This window comes from Enterobacter cloacae complex sp. 382A5, assembly GCF_050031095.1.
Taxonomy (GTDB): Bacteria; Pseudomonadota; Gammaproteobacteria; order Enterobacterales; family Enterobacteriaceae; genus Enterobacter; species Enterobacter cloacae.
On record NZ_JBLGVK010000001.1, the window covers coordinates 1963648 to 1986316 of the forward strand.

The window sequence follows — 22669 nt, forward strand, 5'->3', positions numbered from 1 at the left end:
CACTTCCTTGAGGAAAATGTTATGGTTCAGCGTATTACCCTTGCCCCCCAGGGGCCAGAATTCTCCCGCTTTGTGATGGGCTACTGGCGCCTGATGGACTGGAATATGTCCCCCCTGCAACTGGCGAGCTTCATTGAGGAGCACCTCGATTTAGGGATCACCACCGTCGATCATGCTGACATTTATGGCGGCTATGCGTGTGAAGCGGCGTTCGGAGAAGCCCTCAAGCTTGTTCCGGCGCTGCGTGAGCGGATGGAAATTGTCACCAAATGCGGTATTGCCACGACGGCAAAACCTGAACATACCCTTGGTCATTACATTACCGATAGCGCACATATCATCAAAAGCGCCGAGCAGTCGCTGGTGAACCTGGCGACGGATCATATCGACCTGCTGCTGATCCACCGTCCTGACCCGTTAATGGATGCCGATGAGGTCGCCGAAGCCTTCCTGGCGCTGCATCAAAGCGGCAAAGTGCGTCATTTTGGTGTCTCAAACTTTACCCCGGCGCAGTTTGCGCTGCTGCAGTCTCGTCTGCCCTTTACCCTGGCCACCAACCAGGTGGAAATCTCCCCGGTGCATCAGCCATTGTTGCTGGATGGTACGCTCGATCAGCTGCAACAGCTGCGCATCCGTCCTATGGCGTGGTCCTGCCTTGGTGGCGGTCGTCTGTTCAATGACGATGAATTCCAGCCGCTGCGCAATGAGCTGGAAACCATTGCCCGTGAACTGAACGCTGAGAACATCGAACAGGTGGTTTACGCGTGGATCCTGCGTCTGCCGTCGAAACCGCTACCAATCATTGGTTCCGGTAAAATTGAACGCGTGCGTTCTGCCCTGGCGGCTGAAGAGCTGCAGATGAGCCGTCAGCAGTGGTTCCGCATCCGCAAAGCTGCGCTCGGTTACGACGTACCGTAAACCGGTAAAAATGTGACTTTCCGGTGAAATCTTTGCCTCTGGTATACACTTAAGAGGCAAAAAATAACCAGCGGAGGTCATATGAAGCGTTTTGCTCTGGCACTGGTCACGCTGGTTGTTTGCGCAGGGGCGCAGGCAGCCAGCGATGAAGTAGAAATGAATCTCGTCACCTCGCAGGGCGTAGGTCAGTCCATCGGCACAGTGAAAATCACTGAAACCGACAAAGGACTGGAATTTGCGCCCGATCTTAAGGCCCTGCCTCCCGGCGAACATGGTTTTCATGTTCATGCCAAGGGGAGTTGTCAGCCCGCGTTAAAAGAGGGTAAACCCTCGGCAGCAGAGGCGGCAGGTGGCCACCTTGACCCACAACATTCCGGTAAGCATGAGGGCCCAAATGGAATGGGCCATCTGGGCGATCTGCCCGTGCTGGTGGTAAATAATGACGGCAAAGCCACGGATCCGGTTGTTGCGCCACGCCTCAAAAAGCTGGATGAGGTGAAAGGCAAGGCGCTAATGATCCACGTCGGCGGCGACAATATGTCCGATCAGCCGAAACCGCTTGGCGGTGGTGGGGCACGCTATGCCTGCGGGGTGATCTGATCCCCAATCGTCCCCGGCGGTGGCGCTTGTTCCAGCTGCGACAGGGAACAGTGCAGCCGCCAGATTATCGACGCTAAATCACGCGCGGCGGGCTGATGGTGGTGAGCAAGACTGTCGCAGATCCGCTGCAGTTCAGTCAGCGTCGCTTCCAGCGGGCGTTGCTGAACGCCGCGTTCACTCATCACATCGCGTAGCAGAGAGATGCACACGTCGCGCACCTGCGACAGCGGATCGGAGCGTGTCTCCCATGCGCGAAGTTGCCAGACCACGTGGGAACAGTTCAGCAGGACCACTCCCCAGCGCAGCAGCCAGCGGCGGGAAAGCGAGTCCTGGCTGTTATTGAGCTGGCTGACATGGTGGTACACCAGCGATTCATACTCACTTTCACGCAGATGCGGTTTACGGCTGAGCTGATCGACAAACCCCCTACGAAGCTCGCGGATATGGCGTCGGCTTTTACGCGCGTCTGAGCCGGGGCGTAATACGGCAAAAGCCAGCCACGCCAGACCCACGCCCAGGATTTTTGCCAGATTATCATTGAGAAAATCGGCGTAATCATAAACCGGCGGGTTTGTGACTGAGATAAACGAGCCCATAAAGACAATCAACTGACCCCAGAGCCCCGCAAGTTTGGGCATTTGCAGCTTCAGAAGCTGCATCGTGGTTAATAGCGGAAACAGAAACAGCAGGAACTGCCACAGGTCGCTTATCTGCACCATCAGGCCGAACTTGACCACAAAGCTGAACAGCGATAACAACACCAGCGTGCGCAGCAGCAGCGTAAGCGAGTTGAACGGCGAGGCGGCGACGGAGTAGAGCACGCAACTGATGGCGGCCAGCGTGAGCGCGGCGGAGCCAGATTCCCACTGCGTGGTGATGCTCCATGCCCCCACCAGCGTCAGGGCGCAAAAGGTTCGAAAACCGCTCCACAGCGCTTCGAGATAGTCAGTGTGCCGCGCCAGCGCCGGGCTACTGGGAACGGCGAATTCCGTTATCGGCGTGGCATTTTCAACGGCCTTGATCCAGCGACTGCTGCGCAGATACAGGCGGCAAAAGTAGTTCAGGCGCTGCCAGAAGGCGCGGTGGCGATAATCGTACTCATCTTTCGGCGCAAGCGGGGCGATAATGCGGGCCACCGTGTAGATGTCGGCATCCGGGCGGGCAAGGGCTGCGAGCAGCGTTTCAATGATGGCGCGGGTGTTTTCCGGTGGCGTTGACCAGTTGAGTAACATCCGGCGCAGGCTGGAGATCGCACTGGTCATCCGTAGCTGCTGGTGAAGCAGGTAGTTCAGCAGGGTATTCTGGCGGCGAAAACGATAGTGGCTCCAGAAGGCCTGAATGCGTAACAGATTCATGGTCAGGATCTGACCAATCACCTTTTCATGCGCCAGGCGAATCTCATCGTTAGTATCCGGCTGCCAGAGCAGGCTCGCATGTTCCAGCAAGCGGGTATGCATGGTCTTCAGCGCCGTGATAAGCGCGGTGCCGTCGGAGGTGCTGGGCAGGATCATCATCATAAACCCGCCGCTCAGAATACCGACAATAACTTCACAGACGCGCGCCTGGGCGATATCCCATAACTCGGTGGTATCGAGAACGTTAACTACCGGAAAGGCAATAATCGCGGCGGTATAGCCCGCCAGCTGGAAGGCGTAGGCGACGTTGTTGGTAAAGTGGGCGCAGGCCCAGGTGCAGCATCCCAGCCATGCCGCCATGCTCAGTAAAAAAAGCCACGGATCGTTCAGGGTATGGCCTGCAATGATCAGCGCCGCAGTGGCACCGAGCAGGCTGCCCGCGATGCGCCCAAGGCTTTTACTGATCACTCCGCCAACGGTCGGGAAGCTCACGACCGCCGCGGAGGTCATGGCCCAGTAAGGCTCGTCAAGGTTCAGATAGTAGGCGACGGTCAGCGCAAGGCACATGGCAATGCCGTTGCGCAGGGCGTAGCGCCACTGAGGGCGCGTTGCTTTCATCCACGGCAGATTTCGCCAGGAGAAGGCATTCATCAGGGTGTTCCGATCGAGACAGTACAGGTTGTGCCGGAGACCAGCGTTAACCCCTGCGGTAAGCGGTCAAATTCAACCCGAACCGGCACGCGCTGGGCCAGGCGCACCCAGGGGACATTAGGTTTGATGTCGGGAACCAGGCCTGAATCGGTTTCAACGCTCTGATCGTAAATGGCACGGCCAATGCTGGAAACGTGACCCTGTAACCTTTGCGAGCCGCTATAAAGCGTTATTGTGGCAGGGGCACCTTCCCGAATATGGCGAAGTTTGGTCTCTTCAAAATAGCCCACGACGTAAAACGAGTGGCTGTCGACCAGCGCGAAAATCGGTTGGCCGGTGGTGGCATAATTACCCACGCGGGCAGAGAGGTTCGTCACCCAGCCATCGACAGGGGCCTGTACCACGGTTTGCGTCAGTTCCCATTGCGCCTGTTTGAGCGTTGCCTCTGCCACATTGACGTTGGCCTGCATCGCCTTGACGTTGATGTTGGCGGTGTCCAGGTCTTCGGCAGAGATATAGTTTTGTGATAAATGCCGACGACGCGTGGCTTCGTTGTTCGCTTTCGCCAGCTCAGTCTGGGCCTTAGCCAGCTGCGCCTGGGCGTTTAGGATCGCGATATGGTAAGGGGTGTCGTCAATGCGGAATAAAACATCTCCCTTTTTAACAAACTGGTTATCCTTAACCAGAAGCGCCGTGATACTGCCAGATACCTGCGGGGTGATACTCACTTGTTCAGCGCGAATTTTACCGTCGCGTGTCCAGGGTGACTGCATATAAAAATTCCACAGCCACCAGCCGGCAACCAGGGCCAGAGCCAGGACAAAGAGGGTGGAAAAGTACTTCAGCGTTTTCAGGGGCATAATCACCACACAATCAGCACAGCAAGGCCAAGAGACACGGAGAGGGCGAACAGGGAGAGATCCATCAGCATGGGGTGCCAGATCTCGCCAGAATACATCCAGTCGCGGAGCAGACGATGCGCGACAAGCCAGATCACAAAGCCCACCAGAACGGCTTTAAACAGGGGAGGAAAGTAGACTGATGCACCGAAGATCAGGTCCTGAAGGGGCAGCCCCTCTGAGCGATGAAAAAACGTCACGAGCAGAGATCCTTTGCAGTGAACAGAATGCCGGGATGGCTTGTCTTAATGAGATGGAACATCACTTTTCAGTGTAAGTCATACTTTTAAATTTGATGAATGTCGTAATGCATTTGTTTTGGCAATACAAATGCTGCACACTATTCTAAAATCAGTATAATAACTTAGCAAGCTAATTATAAGGAGATGAAATTGGAATCGCCATTAGGTTCTGATCTGGCAAGGTTGGTACGCGTCTGGCGTGCTCTGATTGACCATCGCCTGAAACCTCTGGAATTGACACAGACGCATTGGGTCACGCTGCACAACATTCATCAGCTGCCGCCCGACCAGTCACAAATTCAACTGGCAAAGGCGATTGGTATTGAGCAGCCGTCGCTGGTGCGTACGCTTGACCAACTGGAAGAGAAGGGGCTGATCTCCCGACAAACCTGTGCCAGCGACCGTCGCGCCAAGCGAATTAAACTCACTGAGAAAGCGGCTCCCATTATCACTGAAATGGAAGCAGTGATTACCAAAACGCGCGGTGAGATCCTGTCCGGGGTTTCCCCTGCGGAGCTTGAAATGCTCATCAGTCTGATTGGACGCCTTGAGCAGAACATTCACGACCTGCAGGCACGCGACGCCTGACCTTATCAGGCCTTGCATTCGCAAGGCCTTTTATCATCTGGAGACGATCACCCGGTTGCGACCCGTCTCTTTCGCCTCATACATCGCTTTATCAGCCTTTTCCACACACTCTTCAGCCGTCGTCTCCACGGACGTTGCCGTAAAGACGCCCATGCTGATGGTAATGGGCTCCGGAAGCTGTCCCCCGCTGCTGGTCTTATCAAAGCTGCTCAGCTTCAGGCGGATGCGTTCCGCCACCTGGTACGCGGCTGCTGAAGGGGTGTTGGTTAACATCAACACAAATTCCTCACCGCCAATACGTGCGGCAATATCCTGAGGCCGTACGGAATCCATCAGCAGATGCGCCACAAACTGCAACACTTTGTCGCCCTGCAGATGGCCGTAGCAGTCGTTGATGCGCTTGAAGCGGTCGAGATCGCTGACGATAACCGAAACCGGACGGCTGGCTTTACAGGCACCGAGTGCCTGGTTTAGCGAGTCGTAAAAATAGCTGCGATTGTAGAGGCGGGTCAGAGGATCGCGAATTGAGTTTTGATACGACTGTTGATATTTCAAATGCGAGTCGCGATAGAGTCTAAAGACATCATAAAGCAGAACAAAAATAATCAATAACGTCGCAACAGTTTCAAATAAGCGCGCTCGATACCAGGAAATATCCTCCGCGTGTCCGCCTGCTAATAGCATCGCGAGCGTCACGATATAACAGACACATAAAAAATTACCGCCCACCCAAAAAATATTGCGTACGCGGGTAATAACCATTAGCGTTGCTAATGTCACCACCCAAAGAATAATCAAGACGATATTGATTGCATGGCTCCAGAGAACCATAAATTGATGGGTTTCATTATCCACCAGGTCTAACGACATTAATGATGAGTGGCTGGAGCTAAGCCAGGCCAACAGCACCATGCCCACCATAAACAGAAATGTACCGGCAACAATGGCGATATGCGCCGCACGTGAAAGCGGATTATCCCTGACGATATATAGCAGGGCCGACGCAATCATCAGTACCGCCATTAACAGATGGCGGTACATAAAGAAGATCATCGTATCGTTATAGTCCACGACGTTGAGCTGGTAGAGATCAAGCCAGGCCGGGAAACTGGTAAGCGTACCCACCATCAGCATGGCTGAACCGGCAAAGGCGAAAGCGATAGCAATCAGGTACAACCGTCTTCTGTCACACCAGTATTTCATGGCCATAAAGCAGGCAATAAACAGATGGAATACCAGTAAAAAAATGGTGAGTGTAGGGAATAAAAGCGGTGAGAAAGAGGGAACCCATTCGACCAGTTTTAAAAATAAAATTTGTAATATTCCAATGACGACAATGCACCCTAAACAGAATGGAATATAGGGTTTTTTCACGTACCGGGAGATCGCAAGCATAAGTATGTTTCAACGAAAATAATAAATAAAAAAGTTAATTGAGATTAGCCTAATGCAAAAGAGAGGGGAATACTTTGCGCAGGAACAAGATACGGCGTGGTTAATTATTCATTGCCTGAATAAATTTTGTAAAACTATTTATTATAATGATGCTATTTGTAAAAGGATGCGGCCTGGCAGCCACATCCTTTTTATGAATTAACGCGGAGAAACGGTAACCTGGCTACCGTTGCTTGCCAGCACGACGCGCTGACCTGCAGAGAAGCGGGTGCTGCCCTGTTTCTGCACAACCATAATGGTGCTGCCGTCGTCTTTACGGATTTCCAGCTCTACGCCCTGGGTTTTATTCATCGCACCCTGAACGCCCTGGCCTGCTACGCCACCCGCAACGGCACCTGCCGCAGTCGCCAGAGAACGGCCTGTACCACCGCCTACGGTGTTACCCAGGAAGCCACCCAGAACCGCACCGCCGATGGCACCCATGACGTTGTTCTCGTCACCACCCTGAATTTGAACAGGACGTGCGTTAACAATCGTACCGTAAGTCACGTTCTGAACCTGTTTCGCTTCAGAAGCGCTATAAACGTCGCCAGAAAGTGAACTGTCATTCACACAGCCAGCCAGAGTTAAACCAATCAGCGAAACGCCCAGTACACGTAAAATCATTTGAATCTCCTGTTCACCAAAAACGCCCAATCCGGGCATCCGTTATGGCTAAATTATATGGCATAAAGGGCCATCGTTCATATCTTTGCACTAACAATCGGAAAATTGTACTTGAATTTGACTTAACGAGAGATAAACAAAATTTCGACGCGTTACCTCACTGAGAGTGTTAAAAAATATTATCGCCTGATGGCAAAGCGGGGCTGTTTATGGTTGAGTGGTTATCCTTAGCCCACGCAACGTAAGGAAAGCGCATGAAATCGGGTCGCTATATTGGTGTGATGTCTGGCACCAGTCTGGATGGGGTAGATGTCGTTCTGGCCGCCATAGACGAAAACATGGTGGCACAACAGGCAAGTCTGACCTGGCCTATCCCTGTTTCGCTGAAAGAGGAGATCCTGAGCATCTGCCAGGGGCAACAGCTGACGCTTTCGCAGCTTGGACAGCTTGATGTCAGGCTGGGGGCGCTGTTTGCCGATGCGGTGCTGGCGCTGATGCATAAAGAGAATCTCCGGCCGCAGGATGTGGTCGCGATTGGCTGTCACGGGCAGACCGTCTGGCACGAACCCACTGGCGATGCGCCGCATACCCTGCAAATTGGCGATAATAATCAGATTGTGGCAAAAACGGGCGTCACGGTCGTGGGTGATTTCCGGCGTCGCGACATCGCGCTGGGCGGGCAAGGTGCGCCGCTGGTGCCGGCCTTCCACCAGGCGTTGCTGGGGCACCCGTCAGAGCGCCGTATGGTGCTTAACATTGGCGGTATTGCCAACCTGTCGATGCTGATCCCGGGCCAGCCGGTACGGGGATATGATACTGGCCCGGGTAACATGCTTATGGATGCCTGGATCTGGCGTCAGTGCGGTAAACCGTATGATAAAGACGCCGAGTGGGCGAGTGAAGGCAAAGTCATTATCCCGCTGCTGCAGTCCATGCTTAGCGATCCCTGGTTTGCCCTGCCGGCACCAAAAAGCACGGGACGCGAGTATTTTAACTATGGCTGGCTTGAACGTCAGCTGGCTCGGTTCCCGGCGCTGGCACCGCAGGATGTTCAGGCGACGCTGGCCGAGCTCACGGCGGTCTCCATATCAGAACAGGTACTTTTGAGCGGTGGCTGCGAACGTCTGCTGGTCTGCGGGGGCGGAAGCCGCAACCCGCTGGTGATGGCGCGCCTTGCCGGCTTGTTGCCGGGCACCGAAGTGACAACCACCGATGAAGCCGGCATCAGCGGAGACGACATGGAAGCGCTGGCCTTCGCCTGGCTTGCCTGGCGCACCGTTGCCGGGCTGCCGGGGAATTTGCCCTCAGTCACCGGCGCACGCGAAGCCAGCGTTCTCGGTGCCATTTTCCCGGCCAATCCCCGTCATAATCAGAGTTAACTGAAATTCAGCGCAGCGCGTCGCCGGTAAAATAAAAGGGAACAGGAGGGCCCATTAGCCCTCCAGGACCAGGATAGTCTTCGGAATACGCTCATGAAAAAACTTCTTCTTATTGCTGTACCTGTCTTGCTGTCAGGCTGCAGCGTCTATAACCAGCTCGTTGAGCGCATGCAGACCGACACGCTGGAATATCGCTGTGATGAAAAGCCGCTGACCGTCAAGCTTAATAATCCCCGCCAGGAAGCCAGCTTTGTCTATGACAATAAATTGCTGACGCTCAAGCAGGGGATCTCCGCCTCCGGCGCGCGCTACAGCGACGGTATTTACGTCTTCTGGTCGAAAGGTGACAGCGCCACCGTCTACAAACGCGACCGCATCGTGCTGAACAATTGCCAGCTCGAAAATCCGAAGCGTTGAGATTTTCACAGGGGCGGCGCACAATAGCGCCACCCAATCTCAACGTCACCTAATGCCATGTCTGATAACGACGAACTGCAGCAAATAGCGCATCTGCGCCGTGAATACACCAAAGGCGGCCTGCGTCGCCAGGATCTTCCCGCTGAACCTCTGGTGCTTTTTGAACGCTGGCTGAAACAGGCCTGTGAAGCAAAACTGGCCGACCCAACGGCCATGGTGGTTGCCACGGTGGATGAAAATGGTCAACCGTATCAACGTATCGTGCTGCTTAAGCATTATGACGAGAAAGGGCTGGTGTTTTACACCAACCTGGGCAGCCGCAAAGCGCACCATTTAGAGAACAATCCCCGAATCAGTCTCCTGTTCCCCTGGCATATGCTGGAACGCCAGGTCATGGTCACAGGCAAAGCGGAGCGCCTTTCCACACTGGAAGTGGTGAAGTACTTCCACAGCCGCCCGCGTGACAGCCAGATTGGCGCCTGGGTCTCAAAACAGTCCAGCCGAATTTCTGCCCGCGGCGTGCTGGAAAGCAAATTCCTTGAACTGAAGCAGAAATTCCAGCAGGGCGAAATACCACTGCCCAGCTTCTGGGGCGGTTTCCGCATTCCGATCGAGCAGATTGAGTTCTGGCAGGGGGGCGAACATCGCCTGCACGACCGCTTTTTATACCAGCGCGACAACGGCGGCTGGAAAATCGACAGGCTGGCACCGTAATCCCCGAAATTTGTTGATTTAAGCGCTAGCGCACGCCGCGCTTGCGCTTTATTCTATGGTCCTTTCGCATCAGGCGAAAAGTCGTGTACCGGCAAAGGTGCAGTCGTTTATACATGGAGAATTTGATGGCAAGCAGTAACTTGATTAAACAATTGCAAGAGCGGGGCCTCGTGGCCCAGGTGACGGACGAGGAAGCGTTAGCAGAGCGACTGGCGCAAGGCCCGATCGCGCTCTATTGCGGCTTTGATCCCACCGCTGACAGCTTGCATTTGGGGCATCTTGTTCCATTGTTATGCCTGAAACGCTTCCAGATGGCAGGCCATAAGCCTGTGGCCCTGGTGGGCGGCGCGACCGGTCTGATCGGCGACCCAAGCTTTAAAGCCGCTGAGCGTAAACTGAACACCGAAGACACCGTGCAGGAGTGGGTGGATAAGATCCGCAAACAGGTTGCACCGTTCCTCGACTTCAACTGTGGTGATAACGCCGCGATTGCCGCCAATAACTACGACTGGTTTGGCAGCATGAACGTGCTGACCTTCCTGCGTGACATCGGCAAGCACTTCTCTGTTAACCAGATGATTAACAAAGAAGCGGTGAAACAGCGCCTGAACCGTGACGATCAAGGTATCTCCTTTACTGAATTCTCTTATAACCTGCTGCAGGGCTACGACTTCGCCTGTCTGAACAAACTGCACGGCGTTTGCCTGCAGATTGGCGGTTCTGACCAGTGGGGTAACATTACTTCCGGTATCGATCTGACCCGTCGCCTGCATCAAAACCAGGTGTTTGGTCTGACCGTTCCGCTGATCACCAAAGCCGACGGGACTAAATTCGGTAAAACCGAAGGCGGTGCGGTATGGCTCGATCCGAAGAAAACCAGCCCGTACAAATTCTATCAATTCTGGATCAACACCGCGGACGCCGATGTTTACCGCTTCCTGAAGTTCTTCACCTTCATGGACATTGAAACCATCAACGCCCTGGAAGAAGAAGATAAAAACAGCGGTAAAGCACCACGCGCGCAGTATGTGCTGGCGGATGAAGTGACCAAACTGGTTCACGGTGAAGAAGGTCTGGCTGCGGCGAAACGCATCACCGCAAGCCTGTTCAACGGTACGCTGAGCGATTTGAGCGAAGCTGACTTCGAGCAGCTGGCGCAGGATGGCGTACCGATGGTTGAGATGGAGAAAGGGGCTGACCTGATGCAGGCGCTGGTGGACTCAGAGCTGCAGCCGTCTCGCGGGCAGGCGCGTAAAACCATTGCGTCTAACGCCATCACCATCAACGGTGAAAAACAGGCTGACCCGGAATACACCTTCGCCGACAGCGATCGCCTGTATGGCCGCTACACGCTGCTGCGTCGCGGTAAGAAAAATTACTGTCTGGTCTGCTGGAAATAAATAAAAGTCTCCAGGGGCGTGGGAAACCACGCCCTTTTTGTTTTTTCAGGGTTTGGTAAGCATAAAATGAAGAACATCCTCGCCATTCAGTCCCACGTTGTTTTTGGACATGCTGGCAATAGCGCGGCGGAATTCCCGATGCGCCGCCTCGGGGCTAACGTCTGGCCCCTCAATACCGTACAGTTCTCAAACCATACACAATACGGCAAATGGACCGGCTGCGTGATGCCGCCTTCGCATCTCACGGAGATCGTGCAGGGCATTGCCGATATCGACCAGCTCAAACGCTGTGACGCGGTTCTGAGTGGTTACCTGGGCTCCGCAGAGCAGGGGGAGCATATCCTCGGCATCGTTCGCCAGGTGAAAGCAGCTAATCCCGCAGCAAAGTACTTCTGCGATCCGGTGATGGGGCATCCGGAAAAAGGCTGCATTGTGGCGCCTGGCGTGGCTGAATTCCATGTTCGCCATGCGTTACCTGCCAGCGATATCATCGCGCCCAACCTGATTGAGCTGGAGATCCTTTGCGAGCATCCGGTTAACAGCGTCGCAGAGGCGGTAAGCGCGTCTCGTGAACTGATAGCCCAGGGGCCTGAGATTGTGCTGGTGAAACATCTCGCCCGTGCAGGGCTGAGCAGAGACCGCTTTGAGATGCTGCTGGTGACCAAAGACGAAGCCTGGCACATCAGCCGTCCCCTGGTAGATTTTGGCCTGCGTCAGCCAGTGGGCGTGGGAGATGTGACCAGCGGATTGTTGCTGGTGAAACTGCTACAGGGTGCGACGCTGCGCGAAGCGCTTGAGCATGTGACTGCAGCGGTGTACGAAATTATGATTGCGACAAAAGAGATGCAGGAATACGAACTGCAGATAGTGGCGGCACAGGATCGTATTGCGCAGCCGGAGCACTATTTCAGCGCGACACAGCTCTAAACTATGCCGGGTGGCGCTGCTGTATGACCGGATACATAGGTGACAGATCAGACCGGGAACATAGGTAACACTTTTAGTCTATCCGGAGCACACTCTCGGTTTTCCGGTCGTAGTACGCAAGCGTTATTCCATTAAAGATGATGGCCTCCAGGCCATCATCTTGTTCTTCCAGCATAATGTACTCGCCAGTCAGGGCTTCACTTAGGAACACTGTCCCTTTTTTACCCATATAGAGTGTTCCCCTCGATTTTACTCTGTAGACCATACCCCCTGCCGGATAAGTGTATTCAGGAACCCTGCCATCCCATTGTCGGCTTGAGGGTTGCCACACCGTTCCGGGCGTTGCTCCCGACAGGGCTTCATGTGGCCTTTCGTGGTTAAACTCTTCCCGGTAGTCACTGAACCATCGCTGTTGTTCTTCCATCGTCATGAAGGTGTTGCCCTGTTTCACTGCGCTTTTCAGCGAACGGTGCATTCGCTCATGGCGGCCGTTTTCTTCCGGATGCCCCTTTCTGATACGTTCCGGTCTGATGCCCAGTTTGATTAGCCAGACCGCAAGGCGGCTTAATCCGGCTATACCTGTTCCTGCGAAAGGCTGACCGTTGTCCGTCCGGAGTACTTCCGGCAGACCGTATTCCAGGAACGCATCCGTCAGACACTTTCTGACGAAGGGCTCGCTTTCCCGGTCCGTTCCCTGACAGCTCAGAAGATACCGGCTGTGATTGTCGGTCAGGGTGAAGGGATGACAGTATTGCCGGTTCAGTAGCCTGAATTTACCTTTAAAATCAGCGCTCCAGACCTGATTGTTCTCACTGATGGTCGTCAGGGGCTGACGGTTTCCCGGCGTTCTGCGTTTTCTTTTTTTATCCGGGACCAGGCCTTCACGCTTGAGGATATCACCGATGGTGCTGGCAGCCGGTACGGTAAAATCGACATGATGGTTGAGGAGCCACATCCTCAGTTTTTTGGGACCCCAGTCAGGATGTTTTTGCCTCAGGGCCGTAAGCTGTCCGGCGACAGCATCAGGAACCGTCCGGGAGTGGGAGTGCGGAGCACGCGAGCGGTCAGAGAGAGATGACAGGTCAGAAGGGTCAAAACGTTCAAGCCATTTGTAACCGGTTTTTCGGCTGATGCCGAAGAGACGGCAGAGGGCTGAAAAAGACTGTACCTGCATGGCAGGCACGGATAAAATCAAGGCGTTGCATAGGTCGGGTCTCAGTCCAGGGCATAGCGAGTCTCCTCTTCTATGCCAGTTATAACTGTTACCCATGTATCCGGTCTAAAGTGTCACCCATGTTTCCGGTTCATACCCTGCGCTTACCCGGCCTACAAATCCCGTAGGCCCGTGCAAGCGAAGCGCCGCCGGACAATAACGACCCGGTTAATTCAATCCTTCCGCTTTCAGCGCCGCGGCCACCGCAGGGCGCTCCGCCATACGCGTCATATATGCTGCGATATGGTCTAACCCGTCCAGATTCAGCTTAACCGCACGCGCCCAGCGCAACACGGTAAAGAGATACGCATCGGCGATGGTGAAGCGTGCCCCGCAGATATACTGATCGTCCTTCAATGACTCATTGACGTACTGTAGCTTTTTCTCCAGCAGGGCGCGAACGGTCGGTTTGTACTCTTCCGGTGTATCCGGGCGGAACAACGGCGTAAATCCTTTATGCAGTTCGGTTGCAATGTAGTTCAGCCACTCGAGCGTTTTATAGCGTGAAACCGTACTTACCGGGGCCAGCAGCTGGCGATCGGGCACGCTGTCTGCCAGGTACTGCATAATGGCGACGCCTTCTGTCAGCAGGGTACCGTCATCCAGAAGCAGTGCCGGAACTTGTCCCTTCGGGTTAATCGCAAAAAAATCGTCGCCGTTTTCCAGGCGCTTTTTCATCAGGTCAACGCCGTCCAGCGTGAAATCTTTGCCGCTCTCGCGCAGGGTAATATGGGAAGCAAGAGAGCACGCGCCCGGTTTGTAGAACAGTTTCATCGGTAACTCCTTTTTGCTGAGGTTTCAGCTATGTTAGTGCGCAAGCAAACAAAAAAAAAGCCGCTAATAAATTAGCGGCTCATCGTTTCTCAATAACGTTACGCGGTAGCGGTTTCGGTCGCTTTCGTCGCTTTGTCGTCGTCCTGAGTCATGCGGTTCAGCTTCGGTGCCGTCAGCAGCATCAGCGCCGCGATAACCGCCGTTGCGATACCAATCTGCAGGAAGACGGTGCCGTACACATTCAGTGAAACCAGCGGGTCAGTCACGTTCTCAGGCACCGCCATCAGGTTTGCGATTTTACCTGCGATGATGGCTGCACCGGCAGTGGTCAGGAACCAGCTACCCATGATGAAGCCCATCAGACGCTGTGGCACCAGCTGTGCAACCATCGCCAGACCCAGACCGGAGATCATCAGTTCACCGATAGACTGCAGGGCATAGCTCAGGATCAGCCAGTTAACGGAGACGATACCGGCGTCAGTCGCAAATTTGGTACCCAGTGGCAGCACGAGGAACGCACCAGAGCACAGCACCATACCGATGGCGAACTTGTGCGGCATTGGCAGACGGTCACCCATCTTGTTATAGATAGCCGCCAGAATTGGGCTACCAATCATGATCCAGAACGGGTTCAGCGCCTGATACTGCTCCGGCTCGAACGCGATACCCAGGATGGAGTGCTCAACGTTGCGAATAGCGAAGAAGTTCAGCGAGGTAGGCATCTGGCTGTAGAGCACGAAGAAGATAATCGCTTCCAGCATCAGAATGAAGGCCACAATCATCTTGCGACGGGCCGCACCCTGCATCGCGAAGGCTTCTTTCGCGAAGATGATGACGATACCCAGTGCCACCACGCCCAGAACGGCACGTGCAACACCCTGGTTATGCAGCAACCAGGTGGCGATGGCCGCGAGGATAACAACACCCACGATGGTGGCCAGCAGTTTGCCCATATGCACCGGTTCGAAATCAGGTTTTGAACCGTAGTCCTTAACCCAGCTACGGCAGAACAGGAAGTTCACAACGGTAATCAGCATACCAACAAAGCTCAGCGCAAACGCCACGCTCCAGCCGAATTTTGCGGCGAGCCATGGGGTTGCCAGCATGGAGAAGAATGAACCAATGTTGATGGACATGTAGTACATGGTGAATGCACCGTCCAGACGTGGGTCATCTTTGCTGTAGCAGGTAGAGAGCAGGGAAGACGGGTTCGCTTTGAACAATCCGTTACCAACGGCAATGGTTGCCATACCCATATAGACTACGGCTGCGTCATGACCAGACCAGGCAACCAGACCATAGCCGATTGCCAGAACAATGGCGCCCAGCATAATGACACGCTTCGTACCCAGAACTTTATCACCAAGCCAGCCGCCAATCGCGACCAGACCGTAAACGAGGGCACTGAATGAAGAGAACAGCGTGATGGAATCGGCTTCGGACATACCCAGCTGTTTTACCAGGTAAACCGCCATGATCCCTTGCAGGCCGTAATAACCAAAACGCTCCCATAACTCGATAGAGAAGATGAGATAGAACGCTTTTGGCTGTTTAAAAGCGTTCAAACTCACGCTTTCATCTGTTGGTTTATTGTTTGCAGTTGACACATATACCTCTTTTTTTACATCCCATATTAACGGGGGTGTTCATAGCGTGATGGTCGGAGTCCATCCGCTTTATAGTTATATTGGGAGGAGAAACGGCGGGTAATGTTCACTATCCTGACCCGTCTGGCAATACGTTTGTAATAATCTGTTACATATAACTGAGCCGCTATAATCCTCGGTTTCTGCAAATGTTATTCAGCGTTAAATTTCACACAATGGGTTTTGTTGGTTTTTTTGACTGCGAAAAACCGGCGGAGAGGGTTGTTTGGCGATATGTTCTGCTATTTACCGTTAAATGCAGTCATATAGCCCATATTCTGAAAAATGAGTGGTCTTATCTGCGGCCATTGAAGGATTACATCTTGTCTGGCAAAGGGTTTAGGTGGGATCTGACAACAAAAAATCAACATGAAGTTATCAGAGTGATCGCGATCACAAATGTATAGAAATTTTCGGTAGTGAAAAAACTATTAACCTGTTTGAGCGTTAAATGACCGAACAATTGACAGGGCGTAAGAGAACATAAGCGGACAACTTGCGGCCTGAAGGAAGGTTTTTAGTTAAGCCTTCCTTTAGTAAGGTCTTGATGATGCGAAAGTAAATAAATAGCGCCGTTCAGGGATACACTTTTTCTTTATATTCGCAGAGATCTTCAATGATACATGAGCCGCAGCGAGGCTTTCTGGCAATGCAGGTATAACGGCCATGCAGGATAAGCCAGTGATGACAGTCGACTTTGAATTCAGCGGGAACCACTTTTAATAGCTTCTCCTCCACCTGTTCGACATTTTTACCCGGAGCGAAGTTGGTTCGGTTAGCGACACGGAAAATATGGGTATCAACCGCGATGGTCGGCCAGCCAAACGCGGTGTTAAGTACCACATTCGCCGTTTTACGTCCCACACCCGGCAACGCTTCCAGCGCCTCGCGATCTTCCGGCACTTCACCACCGTGACGCTCCAGCAAAATGCGGCAGGTCTTAATGACGTTCTCCGCTTTGCTGTTAAACAGCCCGATGGTTTTGATATAAGACTTCACCCCTTCCACGCCCAGCTCCAGCATGGCTTTCGGGGTATTGGCCACAGGATAGAGCAGGGCGGTGGCCTTATTCACGCTCACGTCAGTGGCCTGAGCCGAAAGCAGCACTGCGATCAGCAGCTCAAACGGCGAAGTGAAATTCAGCTCAGTCGTCGGGTGCGGGTTTGCGTCCCGAAGACGGGTGAGGATCGCAATGCGCTTTTCTTTGTTCATGAGGCTTTCCCGGGTATCCCTTCCTGCACGCTGCGCTCAGCCGCGCGGCGCTTACGTTTTTCATCAATCAGGTATTTTATCGCCAGCATCATGCCAAGGCCAATAAACGCACCCGGTGGCAGCATAGCCAGCAGGAACGGCGTATCCGTATGAAACACCTCGATGCGTAAAACTTTAGCCCAGCTTCCCAGCAGCGCGTCTGCGCCGTCGAAGAGGGTACCGTTGCCAAGAATTTCACGCAGTGAGCCCAGAACGAACATCGCGCAGGTGGCCCCCATTCCGATGGAGAAACCATCCAGGGCCGACATCGCCGGGGTGTTCTTCACGGCAAAGGCTTCTGCACGCCCCACCACGATACAGTTGGTAACGATCAGCGGGATAAAAATCCCCAGTGACTGATACAGACCGAACGCGTAGGCGTTAATCAGCATCTGAACGACGCTCACCACTGACGCAATGATCATGACGTAAATCGGAATACGGATTTCCGACGGCGTCCAGCGGCGCAGGGTGGAAATGGAGAGGTTGGTCAGGGTCAGCACCAGCGTGGTGGCAAGCCCCAGCCCCAATGCGTTGGTAGCGGTGGATGTCACCGCCAGCAGCGGGCACAATCCCAGCAGCTGTACCAGCGCGGAGTTGTTCTTCCACAACCCCTGGACAATGACCTCTTTAACCTGGCTCATGCTCACTCCTCACAGGCCGGAAGATTGTTAATCTGCGCAGGCAGCGTTTCTGCATACAACCCTGCACGTTTTACGGCATTCACGACGGCACGCGGCGTAATGGTGGCCCCGGTGAACTGGTCAAACTCGCCGCCATCTTTCTTGACGGCAAATGCCGGGTCCGCTTCGCCGTGGATCACCTTACCGGCAAAATGCAAAATCCAGTCGCTCAGGCGTGTCTCAATTTTATCCCCAAGGCCCGGCGTTTCGTGGTGTTGAGTCACGCGGGTACCCAACACGGTACCGGAAAAATCGGTACCCACAAGTAGCTGAATGGCACCGGAATACCCGTCTGGTGCCGTGGCCTCCATCACCACGCCCACCGCGTTATCGCCTCTACGGGCGATATAGAGACGATGCGGGCCTTTACCTAACTGCGGCGCCTGTACCACGAAACAGCTTTTCTGCAGGTCATTATCGTAGAAATCAGACGGCATCACCTGATCGAACAGCGCGCGTTGCTGCTTTGCGGCCTGTTCATCAATGGTCGTTTTGGTCAGTTCGTTCACCAGTGCCGTCATCCCGGTGAGGACAGCAGCGAAAATGGCCAGCGTGACGCCATGTTTTTGCATTGTTTTCAGCATCGCGAAACCCTTACCGATGGCCGTACACGCGCGGGCGCGTGTAGTAGTCAATGAGCGGAACGGTGATGTTGGCAAGCAGGACGGCGAACGCTACGCCATCCGGGTATCCGCCGAAACTGCGGATCAGCCACACCAGCAGACCGGCCAGCGCACCGAAGATCAGACGACCGCGATTGGTGGTCGAGGCGGTTACCGGATCGGTCAGAATAAAGAACGCGCCCAGCATGGTGGCACCAGAGAGCAGATGCATCTGCGGGCTCGCCAGGGATTCAGGGGAGAAGAGCCAGCCCAGCGTGGAGCAGACCGCGAGCGTGACCAGAAAGCTCACCGGAATATGCCAGCGGATCGCTTTCTGCTGCAGCAGGAACAGGCCGCCCAACAGATATGCCAGGTTAACCCACTGCCAGCCTGCACCGGCCAGCACGCCGCTGTAGATGGCTGATTGCATGATCTGCTCAACGCTGTGCCCGGCACGCAGGGACGTTTTAAACGTATCGAGCGGTGTGGCCTGGCTGACACCATCCACGCCCATACGCAACGCATTCATATCGGCACCGGACGCCGTATGGCCGGTAAAGATCACCTGAAGGGCATCCATAAAACCCGGCACCGTGGCGGCGATATCGTGCGGCGGCAGCCAACTGGTCATTTGTACCGGGAAGGAGATAAGCAGTACCACGTAGCCGACCATCGCCGGGTTAAAGGGATTGTGGCCCAGCCCACCGTACAGCTGTTTGGCAATAATCACCGCAAACACCGTGCCGAGCACGATCATCCACCACGGCGCAAACGGCGGAATACTGATGGCCAACAGCAGGCCCGTCAGCAGGGCGGAGTTATCGCTGAGAATACGGGAGATGTTCATCTTACGCAGCTTCAGCACCAGCGCTTCGGCCGCTACGGCGCTGGCACAGCCCAGTGCTAACTGGAACAGGGTTCCCCAGCCGAAAAACCAGAACTGAACGGCAATACCCGGCAGTGCAGCCAGGCAGACCAGCATCATAATGCGCGACGTCTGGCGCTGGTTATGGGTGTAAGGGGAACTTGCGATTCTGAAAACCATTTAATCCTCGTTAACTGCTTGCTGTGCGGCTTTCTTCGCCTGAACGCGTGCAATCGCGGCGGCGACGGCGGCTTTGCGTGGATCGTCGTTCGCGGCAGGCTGTTGTACTTCCTGCTGAGCCGCTTTACGCGCTTTGGCGCGGGCGATGGCCGCTTCGACAGCGGCTTTGCGCGGGTCGACTGGTGCCTCTTCTGCAGCTGGTTGTGGTTGCTGCGCCGCTTTCCGTGCTTTGGCCCGGGCGATGGCCGCTTCGACAGCCGCTTTACGCGGATCGACCGGCGCCTCTTCTGCGGTCGGTTGCGGTTGCTGCGCCGCTTTACGCGCTTTAGCGCGGGCTATCGCGGCTTCAACGGCGGCTTTGCGCGGGTCTGTGGCCTCTTGCTCAACGACTACCTGCTGCTCTCCCGCTTTCCGTGCTTTGGCGCGGGCGATGGCCGCTTCAACGGCCGCTTTACGCGGATCGACACGGGTTTCTTCCGGTTGCCCTGTTTGCGCTTTTTCCGCCTGACGCGCGCGCGCCGCGGCCTTACGCGCTTCACGTGCGGCAATGGCTTCGCTGTTATCTGGCTTCTCACCGGCGGAGATCACCACAGGTTGCGCTGCGGTCGCTTTTTTCTCGCGCACGCGAGCCAGCGCCGCGTTAATGGCATCCTGATCTTTCTCGCCTGGCTGAACGGCAGCCTGCTTATGACGCTCCTGACGGGCCAGTTTTTCACGCTCCAGACGAGCCTGGCGGGCTTCAAAGCGGGCTTTCGCTTCGGCAGCGCGTTTTTCTTCCATCGAGATGGCATAAATCTCGGCCTTCTCCTGACGGAAGTACTGCACCAGCGGAATGTTGCTAGGGCAGACCCAGGCGCACGCGCCGCATTCGATGCAGTCAGCCAGATTATGCGCTTGCGCTTTATCGTGCAGCTGACCTTTGCTGTACCAGTACAACTGCTGTGGAAGCAGATCGGCCGGGCAGGCATCGGCACAGGCGCTGCAGCGGATGCAGCCTTTCTCTTCCTGCTCTTCACCCATTTCGGTGGGGGAGGGGGCGAGCAGGCAGTTAGTGATTTTTACGACCGGAACGTCCAGCCACGGCAGGGTAAAGCCCATCAATGGACCGCCCATGATCACCATCTGATCGCTGCCGGGACAGAATCCGGCCTGCTCCAGAAGATGACGAACCGGCGTGCCCAGACGCGCCCAGACGTTCCCCGGACGAGACACTGATTCGCCCGTCAGCGTCACCACGCGTTCGGTCAGGGGTTCACCGTCAATCACCGCGCGTTTCACGGCGTAGGCGGTACCCACGTTTTGCATCAGCACGCCAATATCCGACGAGCGGCCGCCGTGGGGAACCTGCTTTCCGGTGAGTATTTGCGTCAGCTGTTTTGCCCCGCCCGACGGGTACTTGGTCGGAATGACGCGCAGGCTGATATCGTGGCTACCGGCGAGCACCGCGCGCAGCATGGAAATGGCCTGCGGTTTGTTATCCTCAATGCCAATCAGCACTTCACGGGGTTGCAGCACATGGGCAAGGATACGGATCCCCTCCACGACCTGCGCGGCGCAATCCTGCATCAGGCGGTCATCGGCGGTGATATAGGGTTCGCATTCGGCGGCGTTGATAATCAGGGTCTGAATTTTATCGCCGCCACCGCGCAGTTTGACGCCGGTCGGGAACCCTGCGCCACCCAGCCCGGCAACGCCGAACTGATGAATACGGTCGATAAGCGCTTCCCGGCTGCGGGCGCGGTAGTCGCTCCAGCCATCACGTTCGATCCAGCGGTCTTCGCCGTCGGCTTCAATAATGACGCTCAGTTCGGAGAGGGCTGACGGATGTGCAACGGTGTGAGGGGTAATCGCCACCACTTTACCGGATGTCGGGGCGTGGATCGGCAGCATACGCCCACGACCAAAGGTCAATGGCTGGCCGCGAAGGACGGTATCGCCTTCTTTAACGCACAACTCACCCTCAGCGCCAATGTGCTGCTTCAGCGGCATGACGAAACGGGTCGCCAGCGGAATTTGACGCAGCGGCGTGCCGCTGGACTGGGTTTTCATCTCTGGCGGATGGATCCCGCCGTCAAAGTCCCAAATCTTCTCTTTTCTGAAAGCAGAAAATAACTTAAGCATGTTGTTCCACAGGAATATTGCGAACCGGAATGGTTTGAAGATCCCACTTCCAGCTTTCGGTAGTCGTTTCAACCGGGCGCAACTCAATACATTGCGTCGGGCAGGGAGCCACGCAGAGGTTACAGCCGGTGCACAGATCCGCCACAACGGTGTGCATGGCGCGGGTGGCGCCAACAATGGCGTCGACAGGGCATGCCTGAATACACTTGGTGCAGCCAATGCAGTTCGCTTCGTCAATCACCGCGAGGGCACGCACGGGCTCCTGCACCTGCGCATCGCCATCAATGGGCTGTGGGTCGACGTTTAGCAGCGCTGCAATTTTTAGCATTACCGCTTCGCCGCCTGGCGCACAGCGGTTGATTTTCTCACCCTGAATACCCACGGCTTCTGCATAGGGACGACAGCCAGGATAGCCGCACTGCCCACACTGGCTTTGCGGCAAAAGCTCATCGATTTTTTCAACAACAGGATCGTCCTCTACCGCGAATCGGCGGGAGGCGTAACCCAGAATCAGGCCAAACACCAACCCCAGCACGCTGATGGAGGCGATGGCAATCCAGATGGTATTCATTACAACTTCACCAGACCACTAAAGCCCATAAAGGCCAGAGACATTAAACCTGCGGTCACCAGCGCAATCGCGTTTCCGCGAAAGGGCGCAGGGATATCCGCTGCGGCGAGGCGCTCACGAATAGAGGCAAACAGCACCATCACCAGCGAGAAACCGACGGCGGCAGAAAAACCGTACAGCGCCGACTGCATGAAATTATGCCCGAGATTAATGTTCAACAGCGCTACGCCAAGAACGGCACAGTTGGTGGTGATCAACGGCAGAAAGATACCCAGCAGGCGATAGAGCGCCGGGCTGGTTTTACGCACCACCATTTCGGTAAATTGCACCACTACGGCAATGACCAGAATAAAGGCCAGCGTACGGAGATAGACTAAACCCAGCGGGATGAGGATCCAGGTATCAATCAACCAGGCGCAGATGGACGCCATCGTCATCACGAAGGTGGTTGCCAGCCCCATGCCCATTGCCGTTTCCAGCTTTTTGGACACGCCCATAAACGGACACAGGCCAAGGAACTTCACCAGAACGAAGTTGTTAACCAGCACTGTGCCGACAAAGAGCAGTAAGTAATCGGTCATTATTCAGCCTGAAATAAAAAAGCCGCCTATT

General features: G+C 54.9%; 23 protein-coding genes. 8 read left to right on the forward strand and 15 right to left on the reverse strand.

The features are described 5' to 3' along the window. Window positions 1-21 precede the first annotated feature (21 nt). Together ACQG2G_RS09345 and sodC are read left to right on the forward strand one after the other, a co-directional pair. The gene (locus tag ACQG2G_RS09345) at window positions 22-918 is read left to right on the forward strand and encodes an aldo/keto reductase (RefSeq protein WP_013096918.1); all 897 of its coding nucleotides are present in this window, start codon (window positions 22-24) and stop codon (window positions 916-918) included. 81 nt (window positions 919-999) lie between these two features. Then, window positions 1000-1518, forward strand: a complete 519-nt coding sequence (gene sodC / locus ACQG2G_RS09350; protein WP_013096917.1) for a superoxide dismutase [Cu-Zn] SodC — start codon at window positions 1000-1002, stop codon at window positions 1516-1518. On the opposite strand, the gene ACQG2G_RS09355 is transcribed toward sodC, so the two are convergent. The 3 genes from ACQG2G_RS09355 to ACQG2G_RS09365 are packed head-to-tail and all read right to left on the reverse strand — an operon-like array spanning window position 1497 to window position 4623. Then, window positions 1497-3524 carry an FUSC family protein gene (locus tag ACQG2G_RS09355; RefSeq protein ID WP_130626028.1) on the reverse strand — a complete coding sequence of 676 codons (2028 nt, stop codon included), beginning with the start codon at window positions 3522-3524 and terminating at the stop codon, window positions 1497-1499. The genes sodC and ACQG2G_RS09355 overlap by 22 nt on opposite strands. Then, entirely contained in the window at window positions 3524-4384 is an 861-nt protein-coding gene (locus ACQG2G_RS09360) for an efflux RND transporter periplasmic adaptor subunit (RefSeq protein ID WP_013096915.1), read from the reverse strand. Before ACQG2G_RS09360 ends, ACQG2G_RS09355 begins: the two co-directional genes overlap by 1 nt. Before the next feature lie 2 nt (window positions 4385-4386). Further along, window positions 4387-4623, reverse strand: coding sequence for a DUF1656 domain-containing protein (locus tag ACQG2G_RS09365; RefSeq protein ID WP_013096914.1), 237 nt, complete (start codon window positions 4621-4623; stop codon window positions 4387-4389). A gap of 186 nt (window positions 4624-4809) precedes the next feature. Here ACQG2G_RS09365 and slyA point away from each other — a divergent pair, with 186 nt between their 5' ends. Then, window positions 4810-5253, forward strand: a complete 444-nt coding sequence (gene slyA, locus ACQG2G_RS09370) for a transcriptional regulator SlyA (RefSeq protein WP_020688303.1) — start codon at window positions 4810-4812, stop codon at window positions 5251-5253. Window positions 5254-5286: 33 nt separating this feature from the next. On the opposite strand, the gene ACQG2G_RS09375 is transcribed toward slyA, so the two are convergent. Further along, a complete protein-coding gene (locus tag ACQG2G_RS09375; protein ID WP_040023036.1) occupies window positions 5287-6648 on the reverse strand; it encodes a sensor domain-containing diguanylate cyclase in 1362 nt (453 codons plus the stop codon). A gap of 198 nt (window positions 6649-6846) precedes the next feature. Continuing rightward, window positions 6847-7314, reverse strand: a complete 468-nt coding sequence (gene slyB, locus ACQG2G_RS09380) for an outer membrane lipoprotein SlyB (RefSeq protein ID WP_013096912.1) — start codon at window positions 7312-7314, stop codon at window positions 6847-6849. A gap of 254 nt (window positions 7315-7568) precedes the next feature. Here slyB and anmK point away from each other — a divergent pair, with 254 nt between their 5' ends. The 5 genes from anmK to pdxY all read left to right on the forward strand — a co-directional run bounded on the left by anmK (window position 7569) and on the right by pdxY (window position 12151). Further along, a complete protein-coding gene (anmK, locus tag ACQG2G_RS09385) occupies window positions 7569-8693 on the forward strand; it encodes an anhydro-N-acetylmuramic acid kinase (RefSeq protein ID WP_029882777.1) in 1125 nt (374 codons plus the stop codon). Window positions 8694-8786: 93 nt separating this feature from the next. Further along, entirely contained in the window at window positions 8787-9110 is a 324-nt protein-coding gene (mliC, locus tag ACQG2G_RS09390; RefSeq protein WP_013096910.1) for a C-type lysozyme inhibitor, read from the forward strand. A 57-nt stretch (window positions 9111-9167) separates the two neighbouring features. Then, window positions 9168-9824 (forward strand): pyridoxamine 5'-phosphate oxidase, encoded by a 657-nt coding sequence (pdxH, locus tag ACQG2G_RS09395; protein ID WP_013096909.1) that lies wholly within the window; start codon window positions 9168-9170, stop codon window positions 9822-9824. 125 nt (window positions 9825-9949) lie between these two features. After that, a complete protein-coding gene (tyrS, locus tag ACQG2G_RS09400) occupies window positions 9950-11224 on the forward strand; it encodes a tyrosine--tRNA ligase (RefSeq protein WP_014831636.1) in 1275 nt (424 codons plus the stop codon). 66 nt (window positions 11225-11290) lie between these two features. Then, on the forward strand, window positions 11291-12151 hold the full coding sequence (gene pdxY / locus ACQG2G_RS09405) for a pyridoxal kinase PdxY (protein ID WP_061773066.1): 861 nt from the start codon (window positions 11291-11293) through the stop codon (window positions 12149-12151). A gap of 73 nt (window positions 12152-12224) precedes the next feature. Here pdxY and ACQG2G_RS09410 read toward each other — a convergent pair whose 3' ends face one another. The 10 genes from ACQG2G_RS09410 to rsxA all read right to left on the reverse strand — a co-directional run bounded on the left by ACQG2G_RS09410 (window position 12225) and on the right by rsxA (window position 22638). Further along, window positions 12225-13421, reverse strand: coding sequence for a DDE-type integrase/transposase/recombinase (locus ACQG2G_RS09410; protein WP_248766856.1), 1197 nt, complete (start codon window positions 13419-13421; stop codon window positions 12225-12227). A gap of 111 nt (window positions 13422-13532) precedes the next feature. After that, entirely contained in the window at window positions 13533-14138 is a 606-nt protein-coding gene (gstA, locus tag ACQG2G_RS09415; RefSeq protein ID WP_013096906.1) for a glutathione transferase GstA, read from the reverse strand. A gap of 98 nt (window positions 14139-14236) precedes the next feature. Next, a complete protein-coding gene (dtpA, locus tag ACQG2G_RS09420; protein WP_013096905.1) occupies window positions 14237-15745 on the reverse strand; it encodes a dipeptide/tripeptide permease DtpA in 1509 nt (502 codons plus the stop codon). 615 nt (window positions 15746-16360) lie between these two features. Next, a complete protein-coding gene (nth, locus tag ACQG2G_RS09425; protein WP_020688297.1) occupies window positions 16361-16996 on the reverse strand; it encodes an endonuclease III in 636 nt (211 codons plus the stop codon). Then, window positions 16993-17679: an electron transport complex subunit E gene (locus ACQG2G_RS09430; RefSeq protein ID WP_023622212.1), complete on the reverse strand. Its 687-nt coding sequence runs from the start codon at window positions 17677-17679 to the stop codon at window positions 16993-16995. The genes nth and ACQG2G_RS09430 overlap by 4 nt, the downstream gene beginning before the upstream one ends. 2 nt (window positions 17680-17681) lie before the next feature. Then, a complete protein-coding gene (gene rsxG, locus ACQG2G_RS09435) occupies window positions 17682-18302 on the reverse strand; it encodes an electron transport complex subunit RsxG (RefSeq protein WP_047352548.1) in 621 nt (206 codons plus the stop codon). Window positions 18303-18312: 10 nt separating this feature from the next. After that, complete coding sequence (gene rsxD, locus ACQG2G_RS09440) at window positions 18313-19365, reverse strand: electron transport complex subunit RsxD (protein ID WP_038980391.1); 1053 nt, start codon at window positions 19363-19365, stop codon at window positions 18313-18315. Further along, entirely contained in the window at window positions 19366-21486 is a 2121-nt protein-coding gene (gene rsxC / locus ACQG2G_RS09445; protein ID WP_062934334.1) for an electron transport complex subunit RsxC, read from the reverse strand. After that, on the reverse strand, window positions 21479-22057 hold the full coding sequence (gene rsxB / locus ACQG2G_RS09450) for an electron transport complex subunit RsxB (RefSeq protein ID WP_013096899.1): 579 nt from the start codon (window positions 22055-22057) through the stop codon (window positions 21479-21481). Before rsxB ends, rsxC begins: the two co-directional genes overlap by 8 nt. Next, entirely contained in the window at window positions 22057-22638 is a 582-nt protein-coding gene (gene rsxA, locus ACQG2G_RS09455; protein WP_013096898.1) for an electron transport complex subunit RsxA, read from the reverse strand. Before rsxA ends, rsxB begins: the two co-directional genes overlap by 1 nt. Window positions 22639-22669 lie beyond the last annotated feature (31 nt).

What these genes read in the sequence shown, in the direction of transcription:
- ACQG2G_RS09345 (WP_013096918.1), top strand. Translation starts at nt 22, where the DNA reads ATGGTTCAGCGTATTACCCTTGCCCCCCAGGGGCCAGAATTCTCCCGC.
- sodC (WP_013096917.1), top strand. Translation starts at nt 1,000, where the DNA reads ATGAAGCGTTTTGCTCTGGCACTGGTCACGCTGGTTGTTTGCGCAGGG.
- ACQG2G_RS09355 (WP_130626028.1), bottom strand. Translation starts at nt 3,524, where the DNA reads ATGAATGCCTTCTCCTGGCGAAATCTGCCGTGGATGAAAGCAACGCGC.
- ACQG2G_RS09360 (WP_013096915.1), bottom strand. Translation starts at nt 4,384, where the DNA reads ATGCCCCTGAAAACGCTGAAGTACTTTTCCACCCTCTTTGTCCTGGCT.
- slyA (WP_020688303.1), top strand. Translation starts at nt 4,810, where the DNA reads ATGAAATTGGAATCGCCATTAGGTTCTGATCTGGCAAGGTTGGTACGC.
- ACQG2G_RS09375 (WP_040023036.1), bottom strand. Translation starts at nt 6,648, where the DNA reads ATGCTTGCGATCTCCCGGTACGTGAAAAAACCCTATATTCCATTCTGT.
- slyB (WP_013096912.1), bottom strand. Translation starts at nt 7,314, where the DNA reads ATGATTTTACGTGTACTGGGCGTTTCGCTGATTGGTTTAACTCTGGCT.
- anmK (WP_029882777.1), top strand. Translation starts at nt 7,569, where the DNA reads ATGAAATCGGGTCGCTATATTGGTGTGATGTCTGGCACCAGTCTGGAT.
- mliC (WP_013096910.1), top strand. Translation starts at nt 8,787, where the DNA reads ATGAAAAAACTTCTTCTTATTGCTGTACCTGTCTTGCTGTCAGGCTGC.
- pdxH (WP_013096909.1), top strand. Translation starts at nt 9,168, where the DNA reads ATGTCTGATAACGACGAACTGCAGCAAATAGCGCATCTGCGCCGTGAA.
- tyrS (WP_014831636.1), top strand. Translation starts at nt 9,950, where the DNA reads ATGGCAAGCAGTAACTTGATTAAACAATTGCAAGAGCGGGGCCTCGTG.
- pdxY (WP_061773066.1), top strand. Translation starts at nt 11,291, where the DNA reads ATGAAGAACATCCTCGCCATTCAGTCCCACGTTGTTTTTGGACATGCT.
- ACQG2G_RS09410 (WP_248766856.1), bottom strand. Translation starts at nt 13,421, where the DNA reads ATGGGTAACAGTTATAACTGGCATAGAAGAGGAGACTCGCTATGCCCT.
- gstA (WP_013096906.1), bottom strand. Translation starts at nt 14,138, where the DNA reads ATGAAACTGTTCTACAAACCGGGCGCGTGCTCTCTTGCTTCCCATATT.
- nth (WP_020688297.1), bottom strand. Translation starts at nt 16,996, where the DNA reads ATGAACAAAGAAAAGCGCATTGCGATCCTCACCCGTCTTCGGGACGCA.
- ACQG2G_RS09430 (WP_023622212.1), bottom strand. Translation starts at nt 17,679, where the DNA reads ATGAGCCAGGTTAAAGAGGTCATTGTCCAGGGGTTGTGGAAGAACAAC.
- rsxG (WP_047352548.1), bottom strand. Translation starts at nt 18,302, where the DNA reads ATGCTGAAAACAATGCAAAAACATGGCGTCACGCTGGCCATTTTCGCT.
- rsxD (WP_038980391.1), bottom strand. Translation starts at nt 19,365, where the DNA reads ATGGTTTTCAGAATCGCAAGTTCCCCTTACACCCATAACCAGCGCCAG.
- rsxC (WP_062934334.1), bottom strand. Translation starts at nt 21,486, where the DNA reads ATGCTTAAGTTATTTTCTGCTTTCAGAAAAGAGAAGATTTGGGACTTT.
- rsxB (WP_013096899.1), bottom strand. Translation starts at nt 22,057, where the DNA reads ATGAATACCATCTGGATTGCCATCGCCTCCATCAGCGTGCTGGGGTTG.
- rsxA (WP_013096898.1), bottom strand. Translation starts at nt 22,638, where the DNA reads ATGACCGATTACTTACTGCTCTTTGTCGGCACAGTGCTGGTTAACAAC.